At 43.9% G+C, this 23,045-nt stretch carries 22 protein-coding genes and 2 pseudogenes; 2 read left to right on the forward strand and 22 right to left on the reverse strand.

The features are described from left to right. Positions 1-58: 58 nt before the first annotated feature. The 16 genes and pseudogenes from mutS to ACNAZ4_RS00915 form a co-directional block, all read right to left on the reverse strand. A complete protein-coding gene (mutS, locus tag ACNAZ4_RS00840; protein ID WP_415812309.1) occupies positions 59-2,710 on the reverse strand; it encodes a DNA mismatch repair protein MutS in 2,652 nt (883 codons plus the stop codon). Positions 2,711-2,969: 259 nt separating this feature from the next. Next, positions 2,970-4,103, reverse strand: a complete 1,134-nt coding sequence (locus ACNAZ4_RS00845; RefSeq protein WP_415812310.1) for an ABC transporter permease — start codon at positions 4,101-4,103, stop codon at positions 2,970-2,972. Continuing rightward, a complete protein-coding gene (locus ACNAZ4_RS00850) occupies positions 4,096-5,286 on the reverse strand; it encodes an ABC transporter permease (RefSeq protein WP_415812311.1) in 1,191 nt (396 codons plus the stop codon). Before ACNAZ4_RS00850 ends, ACNAZ4_RS00845 begins: the two co-directional genes overlap by 8 nt. Positions 5,287-5,298: 12 nt before the next feature. Next, a complete protein-coding gene (locus ACNAZ4_RS00855; RefSeq protein WP_415812312.1) occupies positions 5,299-6,240 on the reverse strand; it encodes an ABC transporter ATP-binding protein in 942 nt (313 codons plus the stop codon). Between the two features lie 161 nt (positions 6,241-6,401). Then, positions 6,402-7,019 carry a response regulator transcription factor gene (locus ACNAZ4_RS00860; protein WP_415812973.1) on the reverse strand — a complete coding sequence of 206 codons (618 nt, stop codon included), beginning with the start codon at positions 7,017-7,019 and terminating at the stop codon, positions 6,402-6,404. Further along, on the reverse strand, positions 7,006-8,049 hold the full coding sequence (locus tag ACNAZ4_RS00865) for a sensor histidine kinase (RefSeq protein WP_415812313.1): 1,044 nt from the start codon (positions 8,047-8,049) through the stop codon (positions 7,006-7,008). The genes ACNAZ4_RS00860 and ACNAZ4_RS00865 overlap by 14 nt, the downstream gene beginning before the upstream one ends. Positions 8,050-8,187: 138 nt before the next feature. Further along, positions 8,188-8,691, reverse strand: a complete 504-nt coding sequence (locus tag ACNAZ4_RS00870; RefSeq protein WP_415812314.1) for a GNAT family N-acetyltransferase — start codon at positions 8,689-8,691, stop codon at positions 8,188-8,190. Between the two features lie 100 nt (positions 8,692-8,791). Then, positions 8,792-9,121: a hypothetical protein gene (locus ACNAZ4_RS00875; RefSeq protein WP_415812315.1), complete on the reverse strand. Its 330-nt coding sequence runs from the start codon at positions 9,119-9,121 to the stop codon at positions 8,792-8,794. 23 nt (positions 9,122-9,144) lie between these two features. Further along, on the reverse strand, positions 9,145-9,288 hold the full coding sequence (locus tag ACNAZ4_RS00880; RefSeq protein ID WP_415812316.1) for a hypothetical protein: 144 nt from the start codon (positions 9,286-9,288) through the stop codon (positions 9,145-9,147). 186 nt (positions 9,289-9,474) lie between these two features. After that, complete coding sequence (locus ACNAZ4_RS00885) at positions 9,475-9,933, reverse strand: NUDIX domain-containing protein (RefSeq protein ID WP_415812317.1); 459 nt, start codon at positions 9,931-9,933, stop codon at positions 9,475-9,477. A 384-nt stretch (positions 9,934-10,317) separates the two neighbouring features. Continuing rightward, on the reverse strand, positions 10,318-11,214 hold the full coding sequence (gene nrfD, locus ACNAZ4_RS00890) for an NrfD/PsrC family molybdoenzyme membrane anchor subunit (protein WP_415812318.1): 897 nt from the start codon (positions 11,212-11,214) through the stop codon (positions 10,318-10,320). Positions 11,215-11,219: 5 nt separating this feature from the next. Beyond that, complete coding sequence (locus ACNAZ4_RS00895; RefSeq protein WP_415812319.1) at positions 11,220-11,756, reverse strand: 4Fe-4S dicluster domain-containing protein; 537 nt, start codon at positions 11,754-11,756, stop codon at positions 11,220-11,222. Further along, positions 11,756-12,421 (reverse strand): molybdopterin dinucleotide binding domain-containing protein (locus ACNAZ4_RS00900; RefSeq protein ID WP_415812320.1); only part of this gene is annotated, 666 nt, incomplete at its 5' end. The genes ACNAZ4_RS00900 and ACNAZ4_RS00895, both read right to left, overlap by 1 nt. 1 nt (position 12,422) lies before the next feature. Continuing rightward, a pseudogene (locus tag ACNAZ4_RS00905) lies at positions 12,423-13,549 on the reverse strand (molybdopterin-dependent oxidoreductase); the annotation flags it as partial. Further along, positions 13,527-13,871 (reverse strand): twin-arginine translocation signal domain-containing protein, encoded by a 345-nt coding sequence (locus ACNAZ4_RS00910; protein ID WP_415812321.1) that lies wholly within the window; start codon positions 13,869-13,871, stop codon positions 13,527-13,529. The gene ACNAZ4_RS00910 and the pseudogene ACNAZ4_RS00905, both read right to left, overlap by 23 nt. Positions 13,872-14,023: 152 nt before the next feature. Then, entirely contained in the window at positions 14,024-14,641 is a 618-nt protein-coding gene (locus ACNAZ4_RS00915) for a molecular chaperone TorD family protein (protein ID WP_415812322.1), read from the reverse strand. A 350-nt stretch (positions 14,642-14,991) separates the two neighbouring features. Between ACNAZ4_RS00915 and ACNAZ4_RS00920 the strand changes: the two are divergent. Next, positions 14,992-15,159: pseudogene (locus ACNAZ4_RS00920) on the forward strand (4Fe-4S binding protein); the annotation flags it as partial. A gap of 150 nt (positions 15,160-15,309) precedes the next feature. After that, on the forward strand, positions 15,310-15,861 hold the full coding sequence (locus ACNAZ4_RS00925) for a DUF362 domain-containing protein (protein ID WP_415812974.1): 552 nt from the start codon (positions 15,310-15,312) through the stop codon (positions 15,859-15,861). Between the two features lie 107 nt (positions 15,862-15,968). On the opposite strand, the gene ACNAZ4_RS00930 is transcribed toward ACNAZ4_RS00925, so the two are convergent. The 6 genes from ACNAZ4_RS00930 to ACNAZ4_RS00955 form a co-directional block, all read right to left on the reverse strand. Beyond that, on the reverse strand, positions 15,969-16,511 hold the full coding sequence (locus ACNAZ4_RS00930; protein WP_415812323.1) for an outer spore coat protein CotE: 543 nt from the start codon (positions 16,509-16,511) through the stop codon (positions 15,969-15,971). Between the two features lie 305 nt (positions 16,512-16,816). Further along, complete coding sequence (locus tag ACNAZ4_RS00935; protein WP_415812324.1) at positions 16,817-17,254, reverse strand: YlbF/YmcA family competence regulator; 438 nt, start codon at positions 17,252-17,254, stop codon at positions 16,817-16,819. Position 17,255: 1 nt separating this feature from the next. Beyond that, positions 17,256-18,800, reverse strand: a complete 1,545-nt coding sequence (miaB, locus tag ACNAZ4_RS00940; protein ID WP_415812325.1) for a tRNA (N6-isopentenyl adenosine(37)-C2)-methylthiotransferase MiaB — start codon at positions 18,798-18,800, stop codon at positions 17,256-17,258. A gap of 348 nt (positions 18,801-19,148) precedes the next feature. Next, a complete protein-coding gene (locus ACNAZ4_RS00945; RefSeq protein ID WP_415812326.1) occupies positions 19,149-20,015 on the reverse strand; it encodes a 2-oxoacid:ferredoxin oxidoreductase subunit beta in 867 nt (288 codons plus the stop codon). Position 20,016: 1 nt separating this feature from the next. Then, a complete protein-coding gene (locus ACNAZ4_RS00950; protein WP_415812327.1) occupies positions 20,017-21,750 on the reverse strand; it encodes a 2-oxoacid:acceptor oxidoreductase subunit alpha in 1,734 nt (577 codons plus the stop codon). A gap of 297 nt (positions 21,751-22,047) precedes the next feature. Beyond that, positions 22,048-22,983: a dipeptidase gene (locus ACNAZ4_RS00955; RefSeq protein ID WP_415812328.1), complete on the reverse strand. Its 936-nt coding sequence runs from the start codon at positions 22,981-22,983 to the stop codon at positions 22,048-22,050. Between the last annotated feature and the right edge of the window lie 62 nt (positions 22,984-23,045).

Genomic DNA, 23,045 nt, shown 5'->3' on the forward strand with positions numbered 1-23,045 from the left:
TCATGGAACCAGGATTGCTGCGGAGCAATCTTGCGTTAAAAAAATCTACTATTGCTCATTACTTCCGAAGCTTTTTTTGCAATTCATAAAGCATATTCATCGCCTGCAACGGGGTCATGTCCAGAATTTCTAGTCCTGTCAACTGATCGAGGACCTGCTTTTCCTTCTTGCTTGCCCTACTGGTTTTCTGTTGTCCAGGCTCTTCATCGAAAAATGATAGTTGTGCTGCAGCGGCTGTTTCCCTGGCCTGAAGCACACTTTGATCTTCCTCCACTGTTTCCGGTACTGCATCCTGGATATTTTCATGTTTAATATTAATGGAAACCTGATTGTCTGTCTGCTCAAGGATCTGCAGAATTTCCGCAGCTCGTTCGATCAGCTCCGGCGGCAATTCGGCCAGCTGAGCAACGTGAATACCGTAACTTTTATCTGCGGCGCCTTCCCTGATTTTATGGAGGAAAACGACCTTGCCGTTTTGCTCCACCGCGCTGACATGGACATTTTTCAATTTATGCAAATCCATTTCAAGGGTAGTCAATTCATGATAATGCGTAGAGAACAATGTTTTCGCGCCTATTTTATCATGGATGTATTCTATCATTGCCTGTGCAAGAGCCATACCATCATATGTGGAGGTTCCCCTGCCAATCTCATCGAACAGGATCAGGCTGTCGCTTGAGGCATTGATGATCGCGTTCCTCGCTTCAAGCATTTCGACCATGAAGGTACTTTGACCCGAAACAAGATCGTCAGCGGCCCCGATTCTGGTGAACACCTGGTCAAAAATCGGCAGCTCCGCCTCGGCAGCAGGGACAAAACAGCCAATTTGGGCCATGATGGCTGTCAATGCCACCTGGCGCATATAAGTGCTTTTACCAGACATATTCGGACCGGTGATTAGCAGGACTTCTCGTCCATTATCCATATAGCAGTCATTAGGTACATATTCCTGCACGTCCATGACTTTTTCGACCACGGGGTGGCGTCCGTCCTTCAGATAAATTTTTCTGTCAGCAGAGAATACTGGTCTGGCATAATGCCTTTGTTCACTGAGCTCTGCGAACCCAAGCAGGACATCCAGTTCACTGAGGGCCTTCGCAAGTCCCTGCAATCTCGGAATATATTCTTTGATTGTCTCACGGATGCCTGTGAATAGCTGGTACTCAAGTTCGACACTTTTTTCCTCGGCTGCAAGGATCAATTCTTCCTTTTCCTTCAGCTCAGGTGTGATGAAACGCTCTGCATTCGAAAGAGTCTGCTTTCTTTCATACTGCCCTTCCTGCAGTAAATGCAAATTCGCCCTGGTCACTTCGATGTAGTAGCCAAACACCCGGTTATAGCCTACTTTAAGCGATTTAATCCCTGTTTTTTCGCGCTCCTCGCGCTCAAGCATCGCAATCCATGTCTTCCCATTGCGGCTGGCATCACGATACTGATCCAGCTGCTGGTCATAACCATCACGAATGATGTTCCCCTCTTTTACAGAGATAGGAGGATTTTCCACGATTGCCTGTTCAAGCAAATCGGCCGCTTCCTCACAAGGATCAAGCCTCTCAGCCATCCTGGAAGCTTCTTCGTGATGAAGGTTCTCCAAAATATCTTTCAGCACCGGCACCTGCAGCAATGATCTTTTCAGCTGCATCAAGTCTCTTGGGTTCAAATTGCCAAAAGCAACGCGGCCTGCCAGACGTTCCAAATCGTATACGTCCTTCAGTTTTTCCCGCAACTCCTGGCGTTCAAAAAACTGACCGACGAATAATTTGACCAAATCCTGCCTGCGGCCAATCTCGGACTTGTCAATCAGCGGCCTGTTGATCCATTGCTTCAGCATCCTTCCGCCCATCGCTGTCATCGTCTCATCGAGCAGCCACAAAAGCGTGCCTTTTTTCGCTGTGGACCGGATTGTTTCAGTCAGCTCTAAATTTCGTTTGGAAAAATAATCGATCTTCATATATTGCTGAACGTGGTAAACTGTAACTTTTTGCAGGTGATCAAGGCTTCGCTTCTGGGTTCGGTACAGATAATTGAACAATCTTGAGGCAGTGGTGTTCAGTGCCTCATGATCCAGTTCCGTAAACAAATCTGAAAAACTCTCTTTTACTTCACTGTTATCCTCAATTGAAAGGGCCAGTATGGAGCGTTCCTTGAGCTTTTTCTGGATTTCCGGAGAAAGTGTGCTTTCAATGACCACTTCCTTTGCCCCCGACATCGATAATTCATTAATCAATTCATCAATACTTCCATTAATCAATGTGGCCCTGCTTTCTCCTGTTGAAAGGTCGCTGCAGGCAAATCCGTACTGATTAGTTGAAAATACCGATACAGTGGCAATGAAATTATTCTCTTTTTCCAGTAGACCTCGGCCTTCCATCACCGTTCCAGGCGTGATCAACTGGACCACTTCCCGTTTAACGACGCCTTTGGCTGTCTTCGGGTCTTCAGTCTGTTCACAGATGGCGACTTTATAGCCTTTGTTTATCAACTGTTCGATGTAGTTAGGAGCAGAATGGTAAGGCACCCCGCACATCGGAATCCGCTCCTCACCGCCGCCCTCTCTGCTGGTAAGTGTGATCTCAAGCTCCTGGGATGCCTTCAGCGCATCCTCAAAGAACATTTCATAAAAATCTCCCAGACGGAAAAATAAAAAGGCATCCTGGTAATCTGCCTTCACTTGCAGGTATTGTTTGATCATAGGGGTATATGCAGCCATATTATCCTCCAAAATTCACTTTGCGTTATTGTACTGTGTAAAAGGTGTCCCGCTTTTGCCATTTCAATTGCTTGTTTTTAATTGCGGACAATACACCGTCTCTGTTTAAATGTTTCTGCACTCTTTCACCTTTAATCGCAATCGAAAGAGCTCGCTGTTTCGACTCTTACTCTAAATATCTATTATAACTCGACGAAATATAATTTTCGATAGAATCCACTTAAAAAGAATTACCAGTCCATAAATGGACTGGCAATCTTCAATCAAATTTCATTTTCCTTAAACCGATGGTAAAAAAAATCGTACTGAAAGCAAGCAATACTAATGTGGAGTTTACGATCGCCGGGGTATAAAGGCTGCCGCTGACGATTTCACGGAATCCTGTGATCATCCAGCTCTGAGGCACTGCTTTGGCAATCTGCTGCATGAATTCCGGAACGATCTCGAGCGGCCAATAGACTCCGCCGAGCATGCATGTACTGACAATCAGCACCGCACTCAGTGCCCCCGACTGTTGTCTTGTTTTCACAAGGCCTGCCATCATCAAGCCAAAGCCTACGATCGTAATGATCACCAATGCCGCAAATGGAACGAAATACACTAGACTTCCCCATGAAGAACCATAAATCAGACTCATCACCGCCATCAGGACGGATAATTGAATGGCTCCCATCAAGAAGTATGATATTAAATACCCTGACATCACCTGCGCTTTTGCAGCAGGTGATGTGAGCAGCCGCTGCCAGGTTCCGCCGATCCTCTCGTCAAGGATGGCCGAAGCAGCACCAGAAATTCCAAACATCATGAACATGATGGTAAAACCAATCGCCAACATCCCGACTGACTCTGATTCTGATTCTTCTTTTTTGGATATTTCCCTGCTGACTTTGACAGGTTCCTTCTCTGCCACTTCGCCGATCATTTCAAACGCTGTATCCATTCCCTGACTAGCGTTGATTTCAAATGACTGGGCAACTGTCCTTCCGACTCCTTTGACATAATTATTCAAGGCAAGATACTCCTGGGTCTTCCTTTGGACAATCATTTGAAAAAGTGGTTTTTCCTGGTCATAATTCCCGATCATCGATTCGGCCATGACCACAGCGGCGATTGCTGTCTGGTTTTCGACCGAATCTCTTGCTTGTTTTTCATCAGCCAGCTGCCATTTGTACTGGCTGTTTGAGGATAAAAGCTTCATGATCGAAGCATTCGCATCCTCTTTTGATTCTACGACCATGACTACTGGCTTATTTTTTTCAGAGGAGCCATCCGAGCCAATTCCTCCAAAAATCAAGCTGAACATCATTGGCATCCCAAACATTAATATGATGGCAGAAGGTGTCTTGAACATGTTTTTCAGATGCAACATCGCAATGGAACTCACTTTAAGCATGTGAAGCCCTCCCTTTTACCGAAAGGGATACGAACGCAAGTACAAGCGCACCGACTCCGATGGCGATTAAAATACCCGCTTCCGCCAATACTTGCCACACATCTGCGCCGGTCATCAGCTCAAGGAACGTCTGGAGGGCAAGGGCATTAGGTAGGATTTTCACGACTGAGTTCATCCAATCCGGAAAAATATATAACGGGACCATGCTCCCCCCAACAGCCGCCATGATTTGTGTGCCAAGCATACCTGCCGCATTGAACGTTTTCTCTGTTTTAACAAGCGTGCCCAGAAGGACTCCCAGCCCGCATGCGCTAAAAACGAATGACAGCCCAACTGCCATGACACCCAGCATCGAATCTCCCCAATCAACGCCGTACAGGTATCTTGTTCCGATGATGATGATGAAAAATTGGATCGACGACATGAACAGCAAACCGATGAATTTGCCTCCAAGGTATTCAGTATTTGTTAATTTAGTGATCAGCAGGCGATTGTAAACGTCTTGTTCCTTCTCTTCAATCATCGCGCTTACACCTGTAATGACGGTCATAAGCAAGAACATCACTCCCATACCTGCTGCATAATACTGGAACGAGCCAACAGGCTTCTGTTCCTGCTTCACACCCACCTCTTCGACAAGTTCGAATGAGTCACTGTCAGTTGTGGCCAATGCAGGAATGGACTTACCAGAGTCTGGCGGACTCGATGTCTTTACGGCTGCCACATTTACAGCAGCACCCTGTGCAAATTGCAGCACAATGCTCTCCACGATCGTTGACTGGATGACAGCGGACGGGATGGAGATGATTCTAACCTTTGATTCTTCACCTAAAATGATATGATTCGAAAAACTTCGAGGAAGGATGACTCCTACAGAGATTTCCTGCTGCTTTAATTGATCTTTCAATTCGGTTTCGCCCTTTGCCTCAGCAGAGATAAGATCAGGCAGTCCTTCCTTGAAGACTTCATCCTCTAAAACCTTGCCAAGTGCCCCTTCATCAAGATTGACAATCCCGATCTTGAATTTCTTAATAGGAGCCTCTTCATCATTCCCCATCATATTGCCGAATGCTGCACCAAGAATACCAATCAATAAAATCGGCATGAAGATAAGTGTCAGCAACGCTTTTTTATCTCTTCCTATCAAGAGCGCATCCTTCAATGCCAGCCACCAAAATCCCATGATAATCCCCCCTCAGTCCCTTAAGCTTCGTCCAGTCAAATGGAGAAAGACACTTTCAAGATTCGGTTCAACGATCTCGACAGATGTGATTTCATAGCCCGCTCCAGTAACTGTCTGTATCAATTCACTCAAGACTTTTTGCGGCTCATTATGGAAGATGGCTAGTTCACTATCTTTAATAGCCAGATCTTGTTCAGGCACTAATGGACTCAGGGTCTTCTTCATTTCTTCATGTTGATGATCTCCCGAAAAATTCATGACAATTCGGCAACGATCACCGATTGTTTCTCTTAATTCAGAGATCGTTCCGGAAGTGATGAATTTCCCATGATCCATAATGCCAATTTTTTCACAAAGGTACTCGACTTCCTCCATATAATGACTTGTATAAATGACAGTCATTCCTTCCTGATTCAGCTTTTTTACTGTTTCAAGAATATGGCTCCGCGACTGGGGATCGATACCCACAGTAGGCTCATCCATTATTAATAATTCAGGGTTATGTAAAATGGCAGCACCAATATTGACTCTTCGCTTCATTCCACCCGAAAAAGTCTCAACCTTTTCCTTCTCCCGGTCAGCCAGCCCGATGATTTCCAGCACATCGTTAATCCTTTTTTGCAGGTTTTGTCCCTTTAGACCGTACATCCTTCCCCAAAAAGCAAGGTTTTCCCTTGCACTCATTGTTTGATAGAGAGCAATTTCCTGAGGGACAATGCCTAAATATCCCTGGCCCTTTTTTGGCTGCCTGACCATATCAATACCAGCAATCTCAATGTTTCCCGAACTTGGCGGAAACAGTCCTGAAACCATCTGGATTGTCGTTGTCTTACCAGCACCATTAGGCCCAAGAAGGCCAAATGATTCACCTTTATTAACAGAAAAAGAGACATCTTTAACAGCCTCAAAGTCTTTGAATCTCTTCGTTACCTGATTCACTTGAAGTACTTGCAAAACAAAACACCTGCTTTCGGACTATTATTCTTTCATTATCTCAAATATCTTCTCCACATGAAATAATTCCCAATAAAAATATGAACTTTTCCTGAAATAATTACAATGGATTCAGGATTGAACTGCAGAGAACAAAAAAACAGGACATTTAAATGCCCTGTTTAAGTTTGGAATACATTGTATTTCCTGGCCGTTTCTACCCACTCATACCGTTTGTGGGTACCCAGCTTCTCTCCGATTTTTTGCCGGTGGTTTTCGACGGTTTTAACCGATATATCCAGCCTTTCAGCAATATCCTTCTGTGAATAGCCTTTAACTGTAAGGACGAAAACTTCCTTTTCACGCTTCGTTATCGGGAGATCGACCAAATTGAAATGATTCCCTTCTGAATCATCTTCCCACACATGTGTATCGAACACCTTCTGGTTTGCCAGGATTTGATCCAGAGACTGGATGAGGTCATCCCGCTTCAGCTGTTTGATTAAGAAACCGTCAGCTCCTGCCTCATAAGCTTTTTTCTGGTAGCCGATATCATCGTGCATCGAGAAGATGACAATCTTGGACTCAGGCAGTAATTTCCTCAACCTTTCGAGAGTTGACATCCCATCCAATCCGCCCGGCATTGAGAGGTCCAGCAGGACAAGGTCTGCCGGAAAATGTTCAGCAGCTTTCACAGCTTCGTAACCATCACAGGCACAGACCCTTCCATCGATGCAATATGATTGCTGAAGGAGCATGCTTAATCCATCCCTGACAATCTCGTGGTCATCGACAATCATTAAGTTCACTTTCCCTCTCTCCTTCCGGCTTGACCAAGGAAACAAATCCTTCCACTCTTGTCGGGCCGCCTTCTTTACTGAGCCATTTGATATCTCCATCAAGCATTTTGCAGCGCTCATACATATGTTTAAGGCCAAGTCCTTTCTTACTACAGCCTTCCGCCAAAAATCCATTCCCGTTGTCGTATAAGTTGAAGAAGACATATTGATAATAGGTTTTTAAATGAATGGAGACATAGGTTGCTTTTCCGTGGCGAACCGCATTGGTGATACTTTCTTGGATGATCCTGAATAAATGAAGCTGTTTCTCGGGATCGAGCTCCTGTTCTTTGTCCAGTGCCAATTCCAGAAAAATCTCTATCTGATAAAGTTTTCGCCAGTCCTTTACTGCCTGTCGCAGAGATTTTTCGAGGCCGATATCATAGACAATTTCAGGACGGAGGCTTTTGGTCAGCTGTTTGATATTATCAAGCGTTTTTTCCATGACATTCATCATATTGAAAAGGTGATGCTGATATTTCTCATCATTGATTCCCTGTTTTATGACTTCCAGCCCAAGGAAAATGCTGTAAACGCTTTGCCCGATGTGGTCATGCAATTCCCTAGCAATCCTTTTTCGCTCCGCCTCCTGGGCAAGCAGGGTTTCCTGGACAAGCAGCTCATGGAACCGGGCCCGTTCACTGTTTTCATTTTTGACAGGCTGTCTGATCCGGAGCACATAATAAGTTCTGTCGGCGATCATCAATTTTTTTAATGACATTTCAAACTCTTCAAGTCCTTCATATACAGCCAGATGGGAGTTAAAAGAAGGTATGGGCTCATCAGCTGTAAGAATGCAGCGGTTCTCACCGTCATTCACTTCACGTTCCTGGCAATAGGTACAGTATGGCACCGTATCTCCAAGCTTCCAACCCGTCATATGTAGAGCCTTCTCATTGAGGTAATGGATCCTTCGCTCTGTGTCCATGACAATCATACCCTCAGGCAGGTGATTAACAATGTCTGCCAAAAATTCTGTTTGCATCAACATAACAATCCCTCACAACTGCGGTCTCTTTACAACTCCATTGTACCCTCTCTTCTTGCACCTAAAGTCTTTCGATTATTAACATTGAGTGAAATCTTCGAATGGCTTCAGCAAAAAAAGGCCCAAAAAGGACCTTTTGATTCAACGGTATAGTTTTTTCTGGTATTTGCTATGGTGGTCAGTTTCGCCAATGTATTCAAAACCGTGGCCCCTATAGAACCGATTCAATTTCCTGTTATCCGCAACGCAATCTATTTTAAGAAAGGATTTGTCTGCAGTTATATTTTTAAAAATCCACCCCAAAAGTTCTCCTCCCACTCCTGTTCCGATCAATTCTGGAGAAATGGCCAATCGGTGCAAATATAATGAATCCTGGGCAGCATCTTCACCAAATATATGTTGGTCCCATTCACTCTGATTTTCCGAAATGGTGAAGGTGGCAATCAGTTCATCATCATGTAAAACGATATAAGTTTCCTTATTGTTTACTGCTTCCAGGATTTCTTCATCGTCGCCGCCACTAAGAAGGTATCTCCATTGATTGATATCATTGTCGAACATCCACTGTGCGATTTGTTTTAAAAATTTCACTACCTTTTGGCCATCATCCATATCTGCAATTTTTATTTGGGAATCCTTTAGCAAATTACCACCCTGCTTTCTATGTTTTCTATATCATTTCAAGTTTAAAGGCTATTTTCCTTCAAAAAAAAACAGACTGAATACAGTCTGTTCCCAAAACCACTTATTTTAATGTCTTAAGGACTTCCTCAATATCCTCCTGCTGGACCATTTCAACGGCCTTGGCCATTGTCCTGACGTCCTTTGAACCCCAGTAATCATAAAGCCGTGCCAGGTCATTCCGATTATATACCTGGTTACCATAGTGATCGTAAAAATATGCAACTAAAAGATTCACAACATTAGCCGGAAGCTTGTTCCGCGTTGAAATCGAACGAAGCGCAATATTCTCAAGTCCGCGGATGTTATGGTTCGTGAGCTTTTCAACTACCTCGATTGGCGTGGCAGTTTCACAGAAAGATAGGAATTCTGGTTCAGTAATTTGTTTATCCATAGTATATCTCCTGCTTCATTTTTTCAGATTACTTTAAGCACATTTTCCAAAAGTTCAATATCATTGGCAATTGATTTCTTAATTGACATGTCTTCACAACGCTGAAAATCTTTCTTCAGCTTTCTCAATTCTTCGTAGAAGATCTGAAATTCATAGTTGATATTCATAATCACCCTCATTATACTTTCCTGGTATAAGAAATATTTTCCCACTTATGGCTTCCATCAAACTATAAATAATTAAGGAAAAGGTGATTAAGCTAACATTAACACTAAGAAGGAGTGAAAGAAAAGAGGTAATTTGGGGTGTTTGATTGTCCCAAATACACGGGTTTCACCCTATAACACTAATAATCATAGTGGATGCGCCTGGTGACTTCTTTTTCTTCTAAGGACTCTTCTGACTGCCCAGCGCTGGTGCTCGTGGAAAAGTTGTTTGAGGGCCGCTTCAGGCTCTTTCCATTCTAGATGATGGTCCAATTCAGCAGGGCCTTCCGTCTCTCCTGCAATATGAGCTAGATAGAAATCTCCTTTTGAAAAATAATGCTGTTGATCATTAATCGAGTAAAAATATTGATTCGCAGTGCCAATCCATTCACCGACTTCAGGAATCATCCCTGTTTCTTCTATTACTTCCCTGACGAGACATTCTTCGTGAGTTTCACCATCCTCCAGGCCGCCACCCGGAAGGAAATACATCCCTTCATCTGTCCGGATCAAGGCGATTTGATTTCTATCGTCCAAAATTAATCCATATACACCTGGTCTCCATTTGTAATAGATGTCTGCTTCCTTTTTACCAAAGATTATCATATTCATATCCCCTCAGTTCATGAGGTGCATTTTAAGATATTATCGCTAGAAATCCCTTTAAATGTCAATAAGTTGAACCTGGGAATCGGTTTAGCTATGGTTTTGGTTTTGGGAGGTCCTTCTTCTGCAGCCGGCGAGCTGTTGATGCTGGAATTTTGTCCGAACTTGCACCTACTTCGGACATTTCCTACTGCTGACGCATAAATTTTGTCCGAACTTACACCTACTTCGGACATTTCTAGCTGTTGATGCCGGGGTTTTGTCCGAACATACCGTTACTTCGGACATTTTCAACTGATTATGCTTTTTTCGTCCGAAGAGAAAAACAGACAAATTAAAAAGCGTGAAGTCTTATTTCAAGACCTCACGCTTGTTCTTTTACTCTTATAAAAAGATGACCGGTACTGCTGCAGCGAGCAATAGATAACGAAGGATGAAGCCTCCTGCGAGGACGGCACTCTCGGTTATGAGGGTTGCGGTAATTCTATTTGAACCTCCTGCTGCAACCTCCAATCCCGCCTGGCTGGTGTTCAAATTTTTAAAGTTGAATAACTCCAGGCCTTCGATGATGATTGGCAGCATCAGCCCGATCGCAATCAAACCAATCCAGAAAACAGCACTGTATTCACCAGTCAGCAGCATGGATACAGATTGGGCAGCCGATTCGTTGGTGGAAGATGTAATCAGGAACATCGTGAAGATCAGGAAGACTTCCGAAATCAGCAGCGTAAAGTGGATTTTTTTGATGGACATCACATGATGGATGACCTTCTTATCGATAAAAGAGGCCACTAGCATTGTGCCGGCAATTCCGGTTGAGAAGGCAGATACTACAAACAGGATGGGCAAAATGGCCGTGTTCCAAAGTGGTACAGCACCGATGACACCAATCAGGAAGCCAGTGTAAATCGCAGTTGCCACCGCAAATACCATGCCGATATACTCAATGATTTTGTTTGTGTCCTTTTTCAATAATTCCATCAAGGCCATGTAGGCGGCAGCCATCATGAAAAAGCTGATGAAGTAAGTTCCGATTGTCATGACTGAATTGAAATTCGTAAATAGATAGATGAAGCGCAATGGATCTTTCAGACCTGCCTCGGCATCGACGATGAGAAGCAAAAGACCTATTCCCATCAGGATTGGACTGATCAGCCTGCCGACAAAACGGACGGCAACCGCATCAGGGTATTTCCTTGCAGCATAGGAAGATGTTAAAAACGCCCCGGCACTTAGACCGGCCAGGAATAAATAAGCTGCGATAATCGTTCCCCAAACCATTATAATCACCTCACGTAGTAAATTTTTGCCTTTCCTAAATCCGGTCTTAAAGGCTTCGCATTCAATTTCACAATAGCCTTTGATACTTCACTGTTCGGATCATCTAGGTCACCGAATATCCGGGCGTTGCTAATACAAGTAGTCACACAGGCAGGCTGCTTTCCTTCCGCAACAAGCTCAGTACAGAAACGACATTTTTCCACTACTCCCGTCTCGTGACTCTGTGTTCTGGCACCATAATGGCAAGCTACCATACAATACTTGCAGCCTATACATTTTTCAGAGTCTACGAGTACAATGCCTTCATCTGTCGTGTAGGTAGCCTTAGTCGGGCAGACACTTACACATGGTGCATCTTCACAGTGCTGACATTGCACTGGGATGATTTCATTCTTGACGTTAGGGAAAACACCAGTTTCTTTTTCGTAAAATTTAATAAAGGATTCTTCCACGGGAAGTTCATTCTGCATCTGGCAGCTTACCCGGCATGCGTAACAGCCGACGCATTTTCTTGTGTCTATTACCATTCCATAGCGTGCCATCAGCCATTCACCTTCCTAACCTTCACGATTACTTCGTGGATATTTCCTGATCCGCTCCATTTTTCAAAATCGAACGGTACATGCTCCATGTAGCCAAAGCCCACCCCGTAGCCGGTTTTTAAATCCTTGGATGTTATACCGTAGTGGCTTGGAACAAATATTGCTTCTGGATGGATTTTTTCAGTTACTTTCGCGCGGACTTTGCTTGTGGCTTCACTGGATTTCACTTCGACCATATCGCCATCCTTTATTCCCAGCTTTTTTGCACGTACAGGATTAATCCAGATTCTTTCTAAATCATAATCTTTAGTAATCTGCATCAAAATTGGGATATTCGCAGTTTGGGTGTGGCTGTGGATCGCCTGCTTGCCTGTGATCAACCTGAACGAATCATCTGCAGGACTTACTTTAGGCTCGATCCATTCGACTATGGGGTTAAAGCCGGCCTCTTTATACGTTTCACTGAAAAATTCAATTTTTCCAGATGGGGTCTTTAATTTCGGCATTTCCCCCATCGCAATTTCCTCGGCAGGGAACATGATGGTTCCTTTTTCCCTCAGTTGCTTATATGAAATACCTGTCGGGGCAAGCATCGCTTTGTTCAATTCATCCAGAGTGAAATTGAAATATTGGCCGACACCGCAAGCTTTCGCTAACTCTGTGTANATCTCATGGATTGGTTTTGTCTCCGGATGGACTTTATCGACCATTTTCTGTCTCAAAGCGATGCCCGGCACTTTACCAGGTAACTCTTCAATTACCTCATCACGCTCGATATAGGTGACTTCCGGAAGGACATAGTGCGCCAATTGAGCCGTTTCAGACATTTGGACATCAATCGCAACCACAAGATCCATTTTTGAAAGGGCTTCTTTCGCGACGATCGTTGCAACACCGTTACTATGATAGGCAAGTGGAAATTCCTTTTTGCCGGCCTTTGGTGCCTCTGGCTCTTTCGGGTTTGGATATTTCGCCTCATCTAAAGTTCCCATATGAGGTTTAGCTCCAAAAATACTTCCGCCTTTTTGCTGGTAATTTCCTAGTAAAGCATTGAACATGGCGACGGCACGGCCGGTTTCTGTGCTATTTTCATAGTTGCAGCCAAACGCGCCTCTCCACGATTGTTCGATTAGAGCTTTCGGCTTCGCTTTACCCATTTCGATTGCAATGCGGGTGATATCGTCAGCAGGAATCCCAGTGATGCCTTCAGCCCATTGAGGCGTGTACTTAACCAATTCTTTTGCATATGCTTCAAAACCGATTGTATACTTTTTAATGAACGCGAAATCATGGAGGTTTTCCTTGATTAAAACATGTGACATCGCCAGCACAAGGGCAAGGTCTGTCCCTGGACGAATGGCCAGCCATTCAGTGGCGAGATTGCCTGTGTTATTCAATCGCGGATCCACAATAACAATCTTTGCTCCATTGTCCCGGGCAGCTGCCAATGACTGGACAGAACTCGGACGGATTCCATCACCGTAGCTCCTGCCAATGAACATGATATATTTTGCATTGCTGATGTCAGCACTCGTAGCAGTTACTCCAACCGTATGGAGGAAACCGGCATCTCGTGAGTTAGAACAAACGACATGATGTGTATAATAATTTGCCGAGCCAAGCGCATTGATGAAGCGCGGAGAATAGAATTTCCCAGAAGCCCTTGGGTCTTCTGTGAGCGCCACTGCCTGCGGACCATGCTCTTTGATGATCTTTGTCAATTTTTCAGCAATTTCTTTATACGCCTGATCCCAGGTAATAGGCTCGAATTTATTCTTTCCAACCCGTTTCAATGGCTGGGTCAGCCTGTCTTGAGAATAAACAACCGTCGCATATCCATGACCTCTGGCACAAAGCTTGCCTTTGGAAAACGGATGGATGATCCGGATGCCCTGTAAGCTTCCAAAGACGTCCATTCTTGATGTGCCCGACCATTCCGCATTTGCTCGAGCAGGCATTGCATGTACTGGCAATTTCTTTAATTTCCGTGTTAGCACCAGCTTTTACATATTCTTTGGACCATTCATTAAATCCGACAGTACCCGCAGATGCCAGGGCAGCAGTCGCTGCTGAAGCTTTAATGAATCTGCGCCTTGATAGTTTTGTATCTAGCATTATTCTAGCCCTCCTTTTTGTCTTGACCCTTTTCCGCCTTCAGCCAGGCAGGAAGCTTCGTAAATCTTGTACAGTTTTAAACCAGCCTTTCCTCCTTGCAATCGTCTCATCGCTCGCACTGAAAGCATCACCACCTTTAGGTAACAGCCCTTTTAATCACTCATTTTTTGCTGAGCTTCAATTACTTTTATTAAAAAACCAGTAATCTCTTCATAAAAAGGATGGGCTGCTTTTTCTTTTAGTTGAATCTCAAATTCGGCCAGCCAATCCAGGTGATCCTCAATGAACTCTCTACTGGAATTTTCAGGAGCATGGTCGATGAAGTATGCTGCCAGTTCTAGCAAAATGGACAAATGATCAGGAATGCCCCGGTACAGAGAAGGAATCTCCATTTGCAGCTCATTTAGAATGAACATAATATGCATCGCAGAATCACCTTGCAGGTAACCCTTTTCACGTGCAAAAGGCAGAGTACAAGTTTCATCCTGTGTCCATCGTTTATAGAGCGATTCTATCGGAAAAACGGCTTTCTCTTCTGCATACCCGATCGCCTTTTTATGTATAGTGCAAAAATGCTCGTAGTCATCTGGCAAGATTCCATCTAATGAACTTTCGAATCCATACAAATCATTGACCATTTCCACAAGGTCTTTCAGTAAATGGTTCTGCTCGATTTGAGCCCAAAACTCCAAAGCAGGAGGTTTATATAGATTTGCAAAAATGGTAAAAACCAACGCTTTCCCGGCTTTTTTATTGATTGTTTCAACCATCTGGTTACACCACCTTTCATTACATCTTCACTATATGGCAACCAAGTTTGTGAAACAATAAACATTCTGTGGAGAATAGCCTCTTAGTATGTAAAGGATTTCACCTAATAAGATTGGAGGAGTTTCACTAAAATTCCCACAAATTAATGTTCTATGTCTGCTCAGTACTACTTTTTTTCGCTTTTCATGCTAGAGGGTCTGTGAACATTCCTTTACATCTATATGAATTTCTGACGAACACGCCTTTTTTAAAAGACTTTAATCGTAGAATGATAGTGTAGGATTAAAGAATATTGAGGTGACCTTGAATGTCTCTAATTGGCAATTGGATTGAAAGCCTGAGTTATGAAATGGAGATCTCTTCCGCCTGTACTAGAAAGATCAGCCACTTAAGTTCCTGTACAGCCTGTATAGGTGAATGCCCCACAGAATCCATATGTGTGGAAAATGGAGACATATATATTAGCAAAGAATCATGCACAACATGCGGCATGTGTATCACGGTTTGCCCAGTCCAGGCGATCAAAGGGCAATCACCCGTCAGGAGGACCATTCGAAACTTTCTTTTATTGGAGGGGGATTCTGCTTTACCAACAGTTGTTGAACTTCTTTACTATCATAAGAAGGGAATACGAGTTGTCCATGACGCTTTGATGCGTGGCGAGATAATGGAGAAGGTCAAACAGACAAATGCAATTCTCGAGGAAATGGAATTAGAGCGACTGTCCATTGTCAACGAAGTGAAGCTGGAAAAAGAGGAGCAGTCGAGAATATCAAGACGTGCGCTTTTTGCAAAGCTTACTTCAGACAGCAAAAAGACTCTTCTTTCTTCTATGACTCCTATTAAATGGCGTTTCAATGAAAGCAGCTTCAAAACTTCTAACCTATATTCAGGGTGGTCATTTTATGAAGTAAGCTTGAAACAGGAAGATTGTACTTTATGCGAGGCCTGTTTTGCAATTTGTCCTTCTAATGTATTCAGCTTTGTGGATGATTCACTGAAACTTACAGACCATAACTGCAGCGGCTGCGGTCTTTGCAGTGATATTTGCAAAACGAATTCGGTGCAAATCCATTACAACATCCACAAAAGTACCGAAGATACATTTCCTGTAATCAAAAATAGCTGTAAAAGATGCCATTCCCTTTTCCATTCCTGGGACACAAAAGAAACCTGTCCAATATGCAGCTCTGTTGAAGAACCGAACTTCTTCTTATAAGACTTTCGCAGTGAAGCAGCATCCACCCTGTGAGCCGGCGAGGATGCTGCTTTTTTAAGGTTTTTAACGTAAAAAAAACTAGGAAGTACAAGCTTCCTAGTTCGATGTTATTCTTCCTCACCCAGAAGGAAGTCTGGATTCAAGTCTTCAAACTCATCATCATCGACTCCGTGGCCCCACTCGTCATCATCACAGTCACATCCACCTGGATGAGTGACGACGCAAACCTTTGTTTCACCGATGACTTCGACAAGGAATTCCCTCTCGACGTGAACGATGATTTTGTTGCCATTTGGCGAAATAACGGCTTCGATGCAGTTTGGCTGCTGAAGGACTTCAACGAGCACATCATGGTCATCCATGCAATCCTGATCACGGTACTTAAGCTTGATGACGTCGCAGTAAGTTACTTTCTCCGTGACTACTTCTGTTTTTGTATTATCATCAAAGGAGTACCAGATGTTGGCTTCGTAAGACCCGTTTACCTCAACCACTTTCCCTACTTTCTTTGCCTTGTACTTATGGTTTATGACCCAAGCGCCAAGAATGCTGCTTGGATGATGCGATGGGTTGATCGTATGATTGGACTGTGTGAATTTACGTCCTTTCGCTACGACGGCTTTCGTAATAATCTCTCTGTAATCTCCCATGCGAGCGAAACCTCCTCAATCTTTTTCAATTCATCCTATGCGTGATATTAGACTAGTGTGCGATTAATTTTAGAACCGCTGTTAAAAACTTAGGCATAGTTCATTGTATGCCCACAGGCGATGAATGTTCCCGATTGATGAAAGATGATGGGCAATAGATTTGAGCAGTCACCGGAGAATGTTTTGGGTGAGAACCAGGGGGAAGAAGGAAAAATTATTGATTTTAAAGTGACATAGGGAAAGCCCTTTTTATCCATAAAAAAGACACCTGCCATAAAACAGATGCCTTGTTATAAACTAGTGATTTAATGTTCGTGAGTGTGGCAGCTTGCTCCGTTCTGAAGGGAAGCGCCTGTTTCGCCGCGGAGGATATCTCCTCCGGTTGAAACGACGATTTCATCTGTAACAGTATTGGAAATTGTCGTTGCCACCATCTGCAGCAGGTCATTTACGTCAATCTGCGATTGCTTGAATTCCTGCACTACCGGAATTGCGTCAAGCTGAGCTTCCAGAGAAGCGATTTTTTCTTCGGTCTTTTTCAAAGCTTCTGTTTTTCCGTAATGCTGGAAGTTCACAGCTTGTTTTTGGAGACCTTTTATAGAAGAAATGAGCGTTCTTACTTTTTCATTTTCATGGATTTGTGCTTCTGCGCGCTTGAAAAAGTCCACTTCTTCTGTTTCCGCAATCATTCGTGCGATTTCTCTTGAGCGCGCGATAATGTCATCTTTATTGTATTTAGCCAACTTAATTCACCTCAACTGGTTCGTTTTCTACTACCATTTCCCCGTTTAAAGACCATGTTTTTGCATTCGTGATCTTTACCTTGACGATTTTGCCGATTGCCGACTTAGGCCCGACAAAATTGACAAGCTTCATCTTGCTTGTATATCCTGCAAGTACATCAGGATTGTTTTTGCTTTCCCCTTCGACCAGTACCTCTACAATCTGGTCCTGATACTTTTTCATCGACTGGGCAGACTGTTCATTCACAAGTGCATTCAGACGCTGCAATCGCGCCTTCTTCACTACCATCGGAACATTATCCTGCATTTTCGCGGCAGGTGTGCCTTCCCTTGGAGAGTAAATGAATGTATAAGCTGCTTCATATCCTACTTCACGAACAAGTGACATAGTTTCCTCGAATTGCTCGTCCGTCTCATTTGGATAGCCCACGATAATATCTGTAGTTAATGTGACATTCGGAATGGCAGCTTTGATCTTGCGAACAAGTTCAAGATACTGTTCACGAGTATACTTCCGGGCCATAATTTTCAGTACATCGGTAGAACCTGATTGCACTGGAAGATGGATATGGTCCATCAGGTTTCCGCCTTTGGCCAGGACTTCTATCAGGTAATCGTCAAAATCACGAGGATGGCTGGTTGTAAAACGGACACGTGGGATATCGATCTTGCGCATTTCATCCATCAAGTCACCTAGACCATACTCGATGTCTGTAAAATCCTTACCATATGCGTTTACGTTCTGGCCAAGCAGGGTAATTTCCTGATAGCCCTGTGCCGCAAGCTGACGGACTTCCTGGATGATGTCCTCAGGACGGCGGCTTCGCTCTTTGCCTCGTGTATAAGGCACGATGCAGTATGTGCAGAACTTATCGCAGCCATACATGATGTTAACCCATGCTTTGATGTTGCCGCGGCGTACCTTCGGAAGGTTTTCGATTACGTCCCCTTCCTTCGACCAAACTTCAACGACCATCTCTTTGGACATGTATGCTTCCTGAAGGATATTTGGCAGGCGATGGATATTATGCGTTCCAAAAATCATATCAACCTGGTTATAGGTTTTCAGGATTTTGTTAACGACAGATTCTTCCTGGGACATGCAGCCGCATACTCCCAGCAGAAGGTCTGGTTTTTCCCGCTTAAGATGTTTCAAATGACCAAGCTCACCAAACACCTTGTTTTCTGCATTTTCCCGGATCGCGCATGTATTCAGCAGAATGACATTCGCATCCTCGACACTGTCAGTAGGCTCATATCCCAAACCAAGAAAAATACCAGCCATGACTTCAGTATCATGTTCGTTCATCTGGCATCCATACGTACGGATATAGAATTTGCGGCCTTGACCCATCCCGATGAATTCCTCGGGGATGTCAAAGTCCTTATGGTACGTTACCTCTTCTTTTCCGCGCTTTTTCGCATCCTTCAAAGAAGGAGCTGTATATACAGTTTCAAAGTACTTACTATAATCCTTGCTGGATTTTTTGTCCGAAGAATTTTCAGTTTGTACTTGCTGTCCTTCCAAGCGTTGGTTTTCGTTCATGACAGATCTCCTTTCATTAGAAAGCGTGCAGGCACCTTCCGTTATTGTCCAGGGAAGCCTGCCGAACGGCATTCTACTTGCAAAAAGGGCGCTATTCTACCCTGAAATTATTAAATATACACATTATAATAGTATAAACTCTTGAATCAATGAACACAATAGCAGGCATTAGAAATACAGCATTCATGATAAAAAAAGCCGACTCAACCATATTACCTTATTGCTTCCATTGTGGTAGTGATTCTTATCACTGCCAGCTTAAAAATCGCATGTTTCAAGCTTCCTATTATCATTGAAAAATAAAACCCCAATCCAGTGATTGGGGTTTTATTCAATCGAGCTGATTCATTACATGAATTCAGCAACAAGCTTATCAAAATGAGCCTGATCAAGCTTAAGGTCTGCTTTTGAAAGCGGAGTTTCAGAATAGCCGCTAACCAGCTCCTGATAAGATTTTCGCTCAGTATTTTGATAGATTAGGCCTGTAACCAGTCCGTTATGTTCCATCAAAGTCTGCATGGCAGCTTCACGATTTGATGGATCGTATCCTTCAACGTCGCTCAGCTTTGTCAGGTTTTCCTTGAACCAATCGTAAGTGTTCACCTTGTTGTATGTCACACAAGGGCTGAATACGTTGATGAGTGAGAAACCTTCATGCTTGATTCCAGCTTCAATAAGAGCTGTCAAGTCTTTCAGGTCTGTTGAGAAGCTTTGTGCGACGAATGTAGCACCGGCTGTCAATGCCAATTCCATAGGTGAGATTGCTTGCTCAATAGAACCCGCTGGAGTTGACTTTGTCTTGAACCCAGCAGCCGAACGCGGGGAAGTTTGTCCCTTTGTCAGACCGTAAATCTGGTTGTCCATGACGATGTAAGTGATATTGATGTTACGGCGGATCGCATGGACTGTATGTCCCATACCGATCGCGAAGCCGTCTCCGTCCCCGCCTGAAGCGATAACAGTCAAATCACGGTTCGCCATCTTAACGCCCTGTGCAATTGGAAGTGCACGGCCATGGATTCCGTGGAAGCCGTAAGAATTGATATATCCAGAGATACGGCCAGAACAGCCAATACCAGAGATAACAGCCAGGTTTTCAGGCTCAAGGCCAACGTTGGCAGCAGCACGCTGCATGGCAGCTTGTACAGAGAAGTCGCCGCAGCCTGGGCACCAGTTTGGTTTTACATTATTGCGAAATTCTTTAAAAGTCGCCATCCTAGAACAACTCCTTGCATTTTGTGTGGACTTCCTGCGGCAAGAATGGATTTCCGTCGTACTTGAGGATCTTGTGGATCTTGTCATGTCCTCCGACGTTCATCTTCATGATGTTTGCCAGCTGTCCTGTCGCATTGTTTTCAATAACTGCCACTTTCTTAGCAGAGTTTACAAGCTGCATCATTTCATCTGCAGGGAATGGGTGAATCAAACGTACATGAGCGTGGTTTACTTTCAAACCATCGTTCTCAAGTCTTCCCATAGCCTCTTCGATTGCACCTCTTGTAGAGTTGAAACCTACGATTAACAGATCAGCTTCCTCATGCGGAGCATTTTTATGGATTGGCGTATCGAACTTCAGATTGCTGACTTTGCGGAAACGCTTATCCATCTGGGCAATACGGTTCGCAGCAGATTCTGAAGGCTTTCCTGTTTCATCATGCTCAACACCAGTCACATGGTGAATTCCGTTCTTCATGCCTGGGATTACACGTGGCGAAACGCCATCTTCTGTTACTTCATAACGCTTGAAGTAGCCTTTGTTTTCAATTTCAGGAAGTTCTTCATTCGCCAGCTTGCCACGGCGGATTTCCACTTTATCAAAGTTAAGCGGCTCAACCGTCTGCTTTCCAAGTGAAAGCTGAAGGTCAGTCAGGAGGATAACCGGGCACTGATATTCTTCAGCAAGGTTGAACGCTTCAGCTGCATCATAGAATGCTTCCTGGACTGTACTTGGAGCCATGACAATCTTAGGAATTTCACCGTGTGTACCATAAATCATCGCCATAAGGTCTGATTGTTCCTGTTTAGTAGGAAGACCTGTTGATGGGCCGCCGCGCTGTGTATCAACGATAACAAGCGGAGTTTCAGTGATTCCGGCAAGGCCGATCGCTTCCATTTTCAATGAAAGGCCAGGTCCTGCGGAAGCAGTGATCGCACGGACACCGCCATAGTTGGCGCCGATCGCCATTGTTGCTGCAGCGATTTCATCTTCTGTCTGGATGACAGTTCCGCCAAGAGCAGGCAGCTTCTTAATCAGATATTCCATGATTTCTGAAGCCGGTGTGATTGGATATGCAGCCATGAAACGGCATCCACCTGCTACTGCTCCCATCGCGATTGCGTCATTGCCGATCATGAACAGGCGTTTTTGACCATCAGCCTTCTCAAGCTGCATTGTCTCAGCACCAGCCAGTTTTTCCTTCGTATATTCGTAGCCAGCTTTAATGGCTTCCATGTTTTTATCGACAACCTGTTGTCCTTTGCGTCCGAAGATTTCCTGGACGACTTCCTCGAACACCTGGATATCCAGGTCAAGGATTGCGCTTGTCGCACCAATTGCGACCATGTTCTTCATAAGAGATGTTCCAAGTTCTGTAGCCATTTCCGTAAATGGAACCGCATACAATGCAGCTTGAGTATCTTCTGGCTTTTTAGGGTCAAACTTCGCATCAGCTAAAATGACGCCTCTCTCATGCAATTCCTTGTAGTTCACATCGATCGTTTCCTGGTCGAAAGCTACAAGAATATCTAAATCGTCAGAAATAGATCGAACCTCTGTAGTGCTTACTCGAATCTTGTTATTTGTGTGTCCGCCCTTGATACGTGATGAAAAGTGACGGTAGCCATACAAGTAGTAGCCTAGACGGTTCAAAGCAATAGAGAAAATTTCCCCGGTAGATTCAATTCCTTCTCCCTGCTGTCCGCCAACTTTCCATGAAAGTTGATTGATCATCTCTTACACCCCTTTAGATACGTAAAAAAATATGTAAAAACGCTTCGTTATTAAGTGTAGCACTTTTCCAAGTAATTCACTAGAATTTAGCGGGTATCTCTTGAAAAATCACTGTCAAATCTAGTAAATGGATGGTACTAAACGCTTTCAATTCTAGACCTATGTGAAAAAAAAAGCAACCCTTTCAGAATAATTATTGACGAAAATATGAATATTTTTTTATTTGTTAAAATATTTTAAGTTTCCTGCTCGCCGTCCCCTTTTTTCATGGCCTGAATCCTGTTGTGTCTATTGATTTCAGCCATTTTGCAACGGAAGTTTGGTAGCCATATTGTCAAAAAGGAACTTTCTAACTTGTATATCAGAATAATATTTTTGCAATTCGTTCCAAAGGTTCTCATATTGATCATTTCCGGATAGATTCTTCACCGTGAAATCTATACCGTCAAAATCGGAACCGAAGCCTACATGATTCTCGCCGCCGAGAGCACAGACATGTTCGAGATGGCGGAGTATATCATCAATCGATGCCGATTCCTTTTTACCTGATAGGAATTCCGGGACAAAGGTGATGCCCATGACAGAATCCCGCTCGATCAGCGCTTTGATTTGGTCATCCCTCAAGTTCCGCGGATGCTGGCATATTTTAAAACTGTTTGAATGAGACGCAAACACACGGTCTGAAACTTCCAGCACATCCCAGAATCCCCTCTCGGATAGATGGGAGACATCACAGGCTGTTCCCGTTTCATTAAGCAGCTGGACAACCTGCCGGCCAAATTTCGTCAGCCCGGCCCCCCGTTCCTCCATAGCCCCGTCCGCGCAATAATTTCCAAAGTTCCACGTCAATCCTACCGAACGGACTCCAAGTCGTATCAGCGTGCGCAACTTCAAGAGATCCTGTCCAATGGCATCACACCCTTCGAGAGTAAGCACGGCCCCTATCTCCTGTTCAGCAAGACCCTTTATATCAGCCCTGTTTGCCACCAGCTTCATTTGGGGATTTGGCGATAGAAGTTTTTCGTAAAATAAATCCACCATCGTAAGTGCGGCTTCGAATTTCAGATCTGGATGAACCGATTCCGGTACATAAATGGCAAACAACTGTACCTTCGTACCAGAAGCATTTAACTTTTCCAAATTGACCTGTAATTCCGATGCATTTACATAATCAAGCGTCGGGTCCATAAATAATTTATAGAGAACATCACAATGACCATCATAAATTTTCAAAAGAACTCCCCCTTGCGCCTATTATACAAGAAAATAAAAGAAACCTGCTTGCACATGCAAAC

This window comes from Mesobacillus thioparans (assembly GCF_965138835.1).
Taxonomy (GTDB): Bacteria; Bacillota; Bacilli; order Bacillales; family Cytobacillaceae; genus Mesobacillus; species Mesobacillus thioparans.

Excerpts from the sequence above, each read along its gene's own strand:
- mutS (WP_415812309.1), bottom strand. The coding sequence starts at position 2,710 with ATGGCTGCATATACCCCTATGATCAAACAATACCTGCAAGTGAAGGCA.
- ACNAZ4_RS00845 (WP_415812310.1), bottom strand. The coding sequence starts at position 4,103 with ATGCTTAAAGTGAGTTCCATTGCGATGTTGCATCTGAAAAACATGTTC.
- ACNAZ4_RS00850 (WP_415812311.1), bottom strand. The coding sequence starts at position 5,286 with ATGGGATTTTGGTGGCTGGCATTGAAGGATGCGCTCTTGATAGGAAGA.
- ACNAZ4_RS00860 (WP_415812973.1), bottom strand. The coding sequence starts at position 7,019 with ATGATTGTCGATGACCACGAGATTGTCAGGGATGGATTAAGCATGCTC.
- ACNAZ4_RS00865 (WP_415812313.1), bottom strand. The coding sequence starts at position 8,049 with ATGTTGATGCAAACAGAATTTTTGGCAGACATTGTTAATCACCTGCCT.
- ACNAZ4_RS00875 (WP_415812315.1), bottom strand. The coding sequence starts at position 9,121 with ATGGATAAACAAATTACTGAACCAGAATTCCTATCTTTCTGTGAAACT.
- ACNAZ4_RS00880 (WP_415812316.1), bottom strand. The coding sequence starts at position 9,288 with ATGAATATCAACTATGAATTTCAGATCTTCTACGAAGAATTGAGAAAG.
- ACNAZ4_RS00885 (WP_415812317.1), bottom strand. The coding sequence starts at position 9,933 with ATGATAATCTTTGGTAAAAAGGAAGCAGACATCTATTACAAATGGAGA.
- nrfD (WP_415812318.1), bottom strand. The coding sequence starts at position 11,214 with ATGGTTTGGGGAACGATTATCGCAGCTTATTTATTCCTGGCCGGTCTA.
- ACNAZ4_RS00895 (WP_415812319.1), bottom strand. The coding sequence starts at position 11,756 with ATGGCACGCTATGGAATGGTAATAGACACAAGAAAATGCGTCGGCTGT.
- ACNAZ4_RS00910 (WP_415812321.1), bottom strand. The coding sequence starts at position 13,871 with ATGCTAGATACAAAACTATCAAGGCGCAGATTCATTAAAGCTTCAGCA.
- ACNAZ4_RS00915 (WP_415812322.1), bottom strand. The coding sequence starts at position 14,641 with ATGGTTGAAACAATCAATAAAAAAGCCGGGAAAGCGTTGGTTTTTACC.
- ACNAZ4_RS00925 (WP_415812974.1), top strand. The coding sequence starts at position 15,310 with ATGGAGAAGGTCAAACAGACAAATGCAATTCTCGAGGAAATGGAATTA.
- ACNAZ4_RS00930 (WP_415812323.1), bottom strand. The coding sequence starts at position 16,511 with ATGGGAGATTACAGAGAGATTATTACGAAAGCCGTCGTAGCGAAAGGA.
- miaB (WP_415812325.1), bottom strand. The coding sequence starts at position 18,800 with ATGAACGAAAACCAACGCTTGGAAGGACAGCAAGTACAAACTGAAAAT.
- ACNAZ4_RS00945 (WP_415812326.1), bottom strand. The coding sequence starts at position 20,015 with ATGGCGACTTTTAAAGAATTTCGCAATAATGTAAAACCAAACTGGTGC.
- ACNAZ4_RS00950 (WP_415812327.1), bottom strand. The coding sequence starts at position 21,750 with ATGATCAATCAACTTTCATGGAAAGTTGGCGGACAGCAGGGAGAAGGA.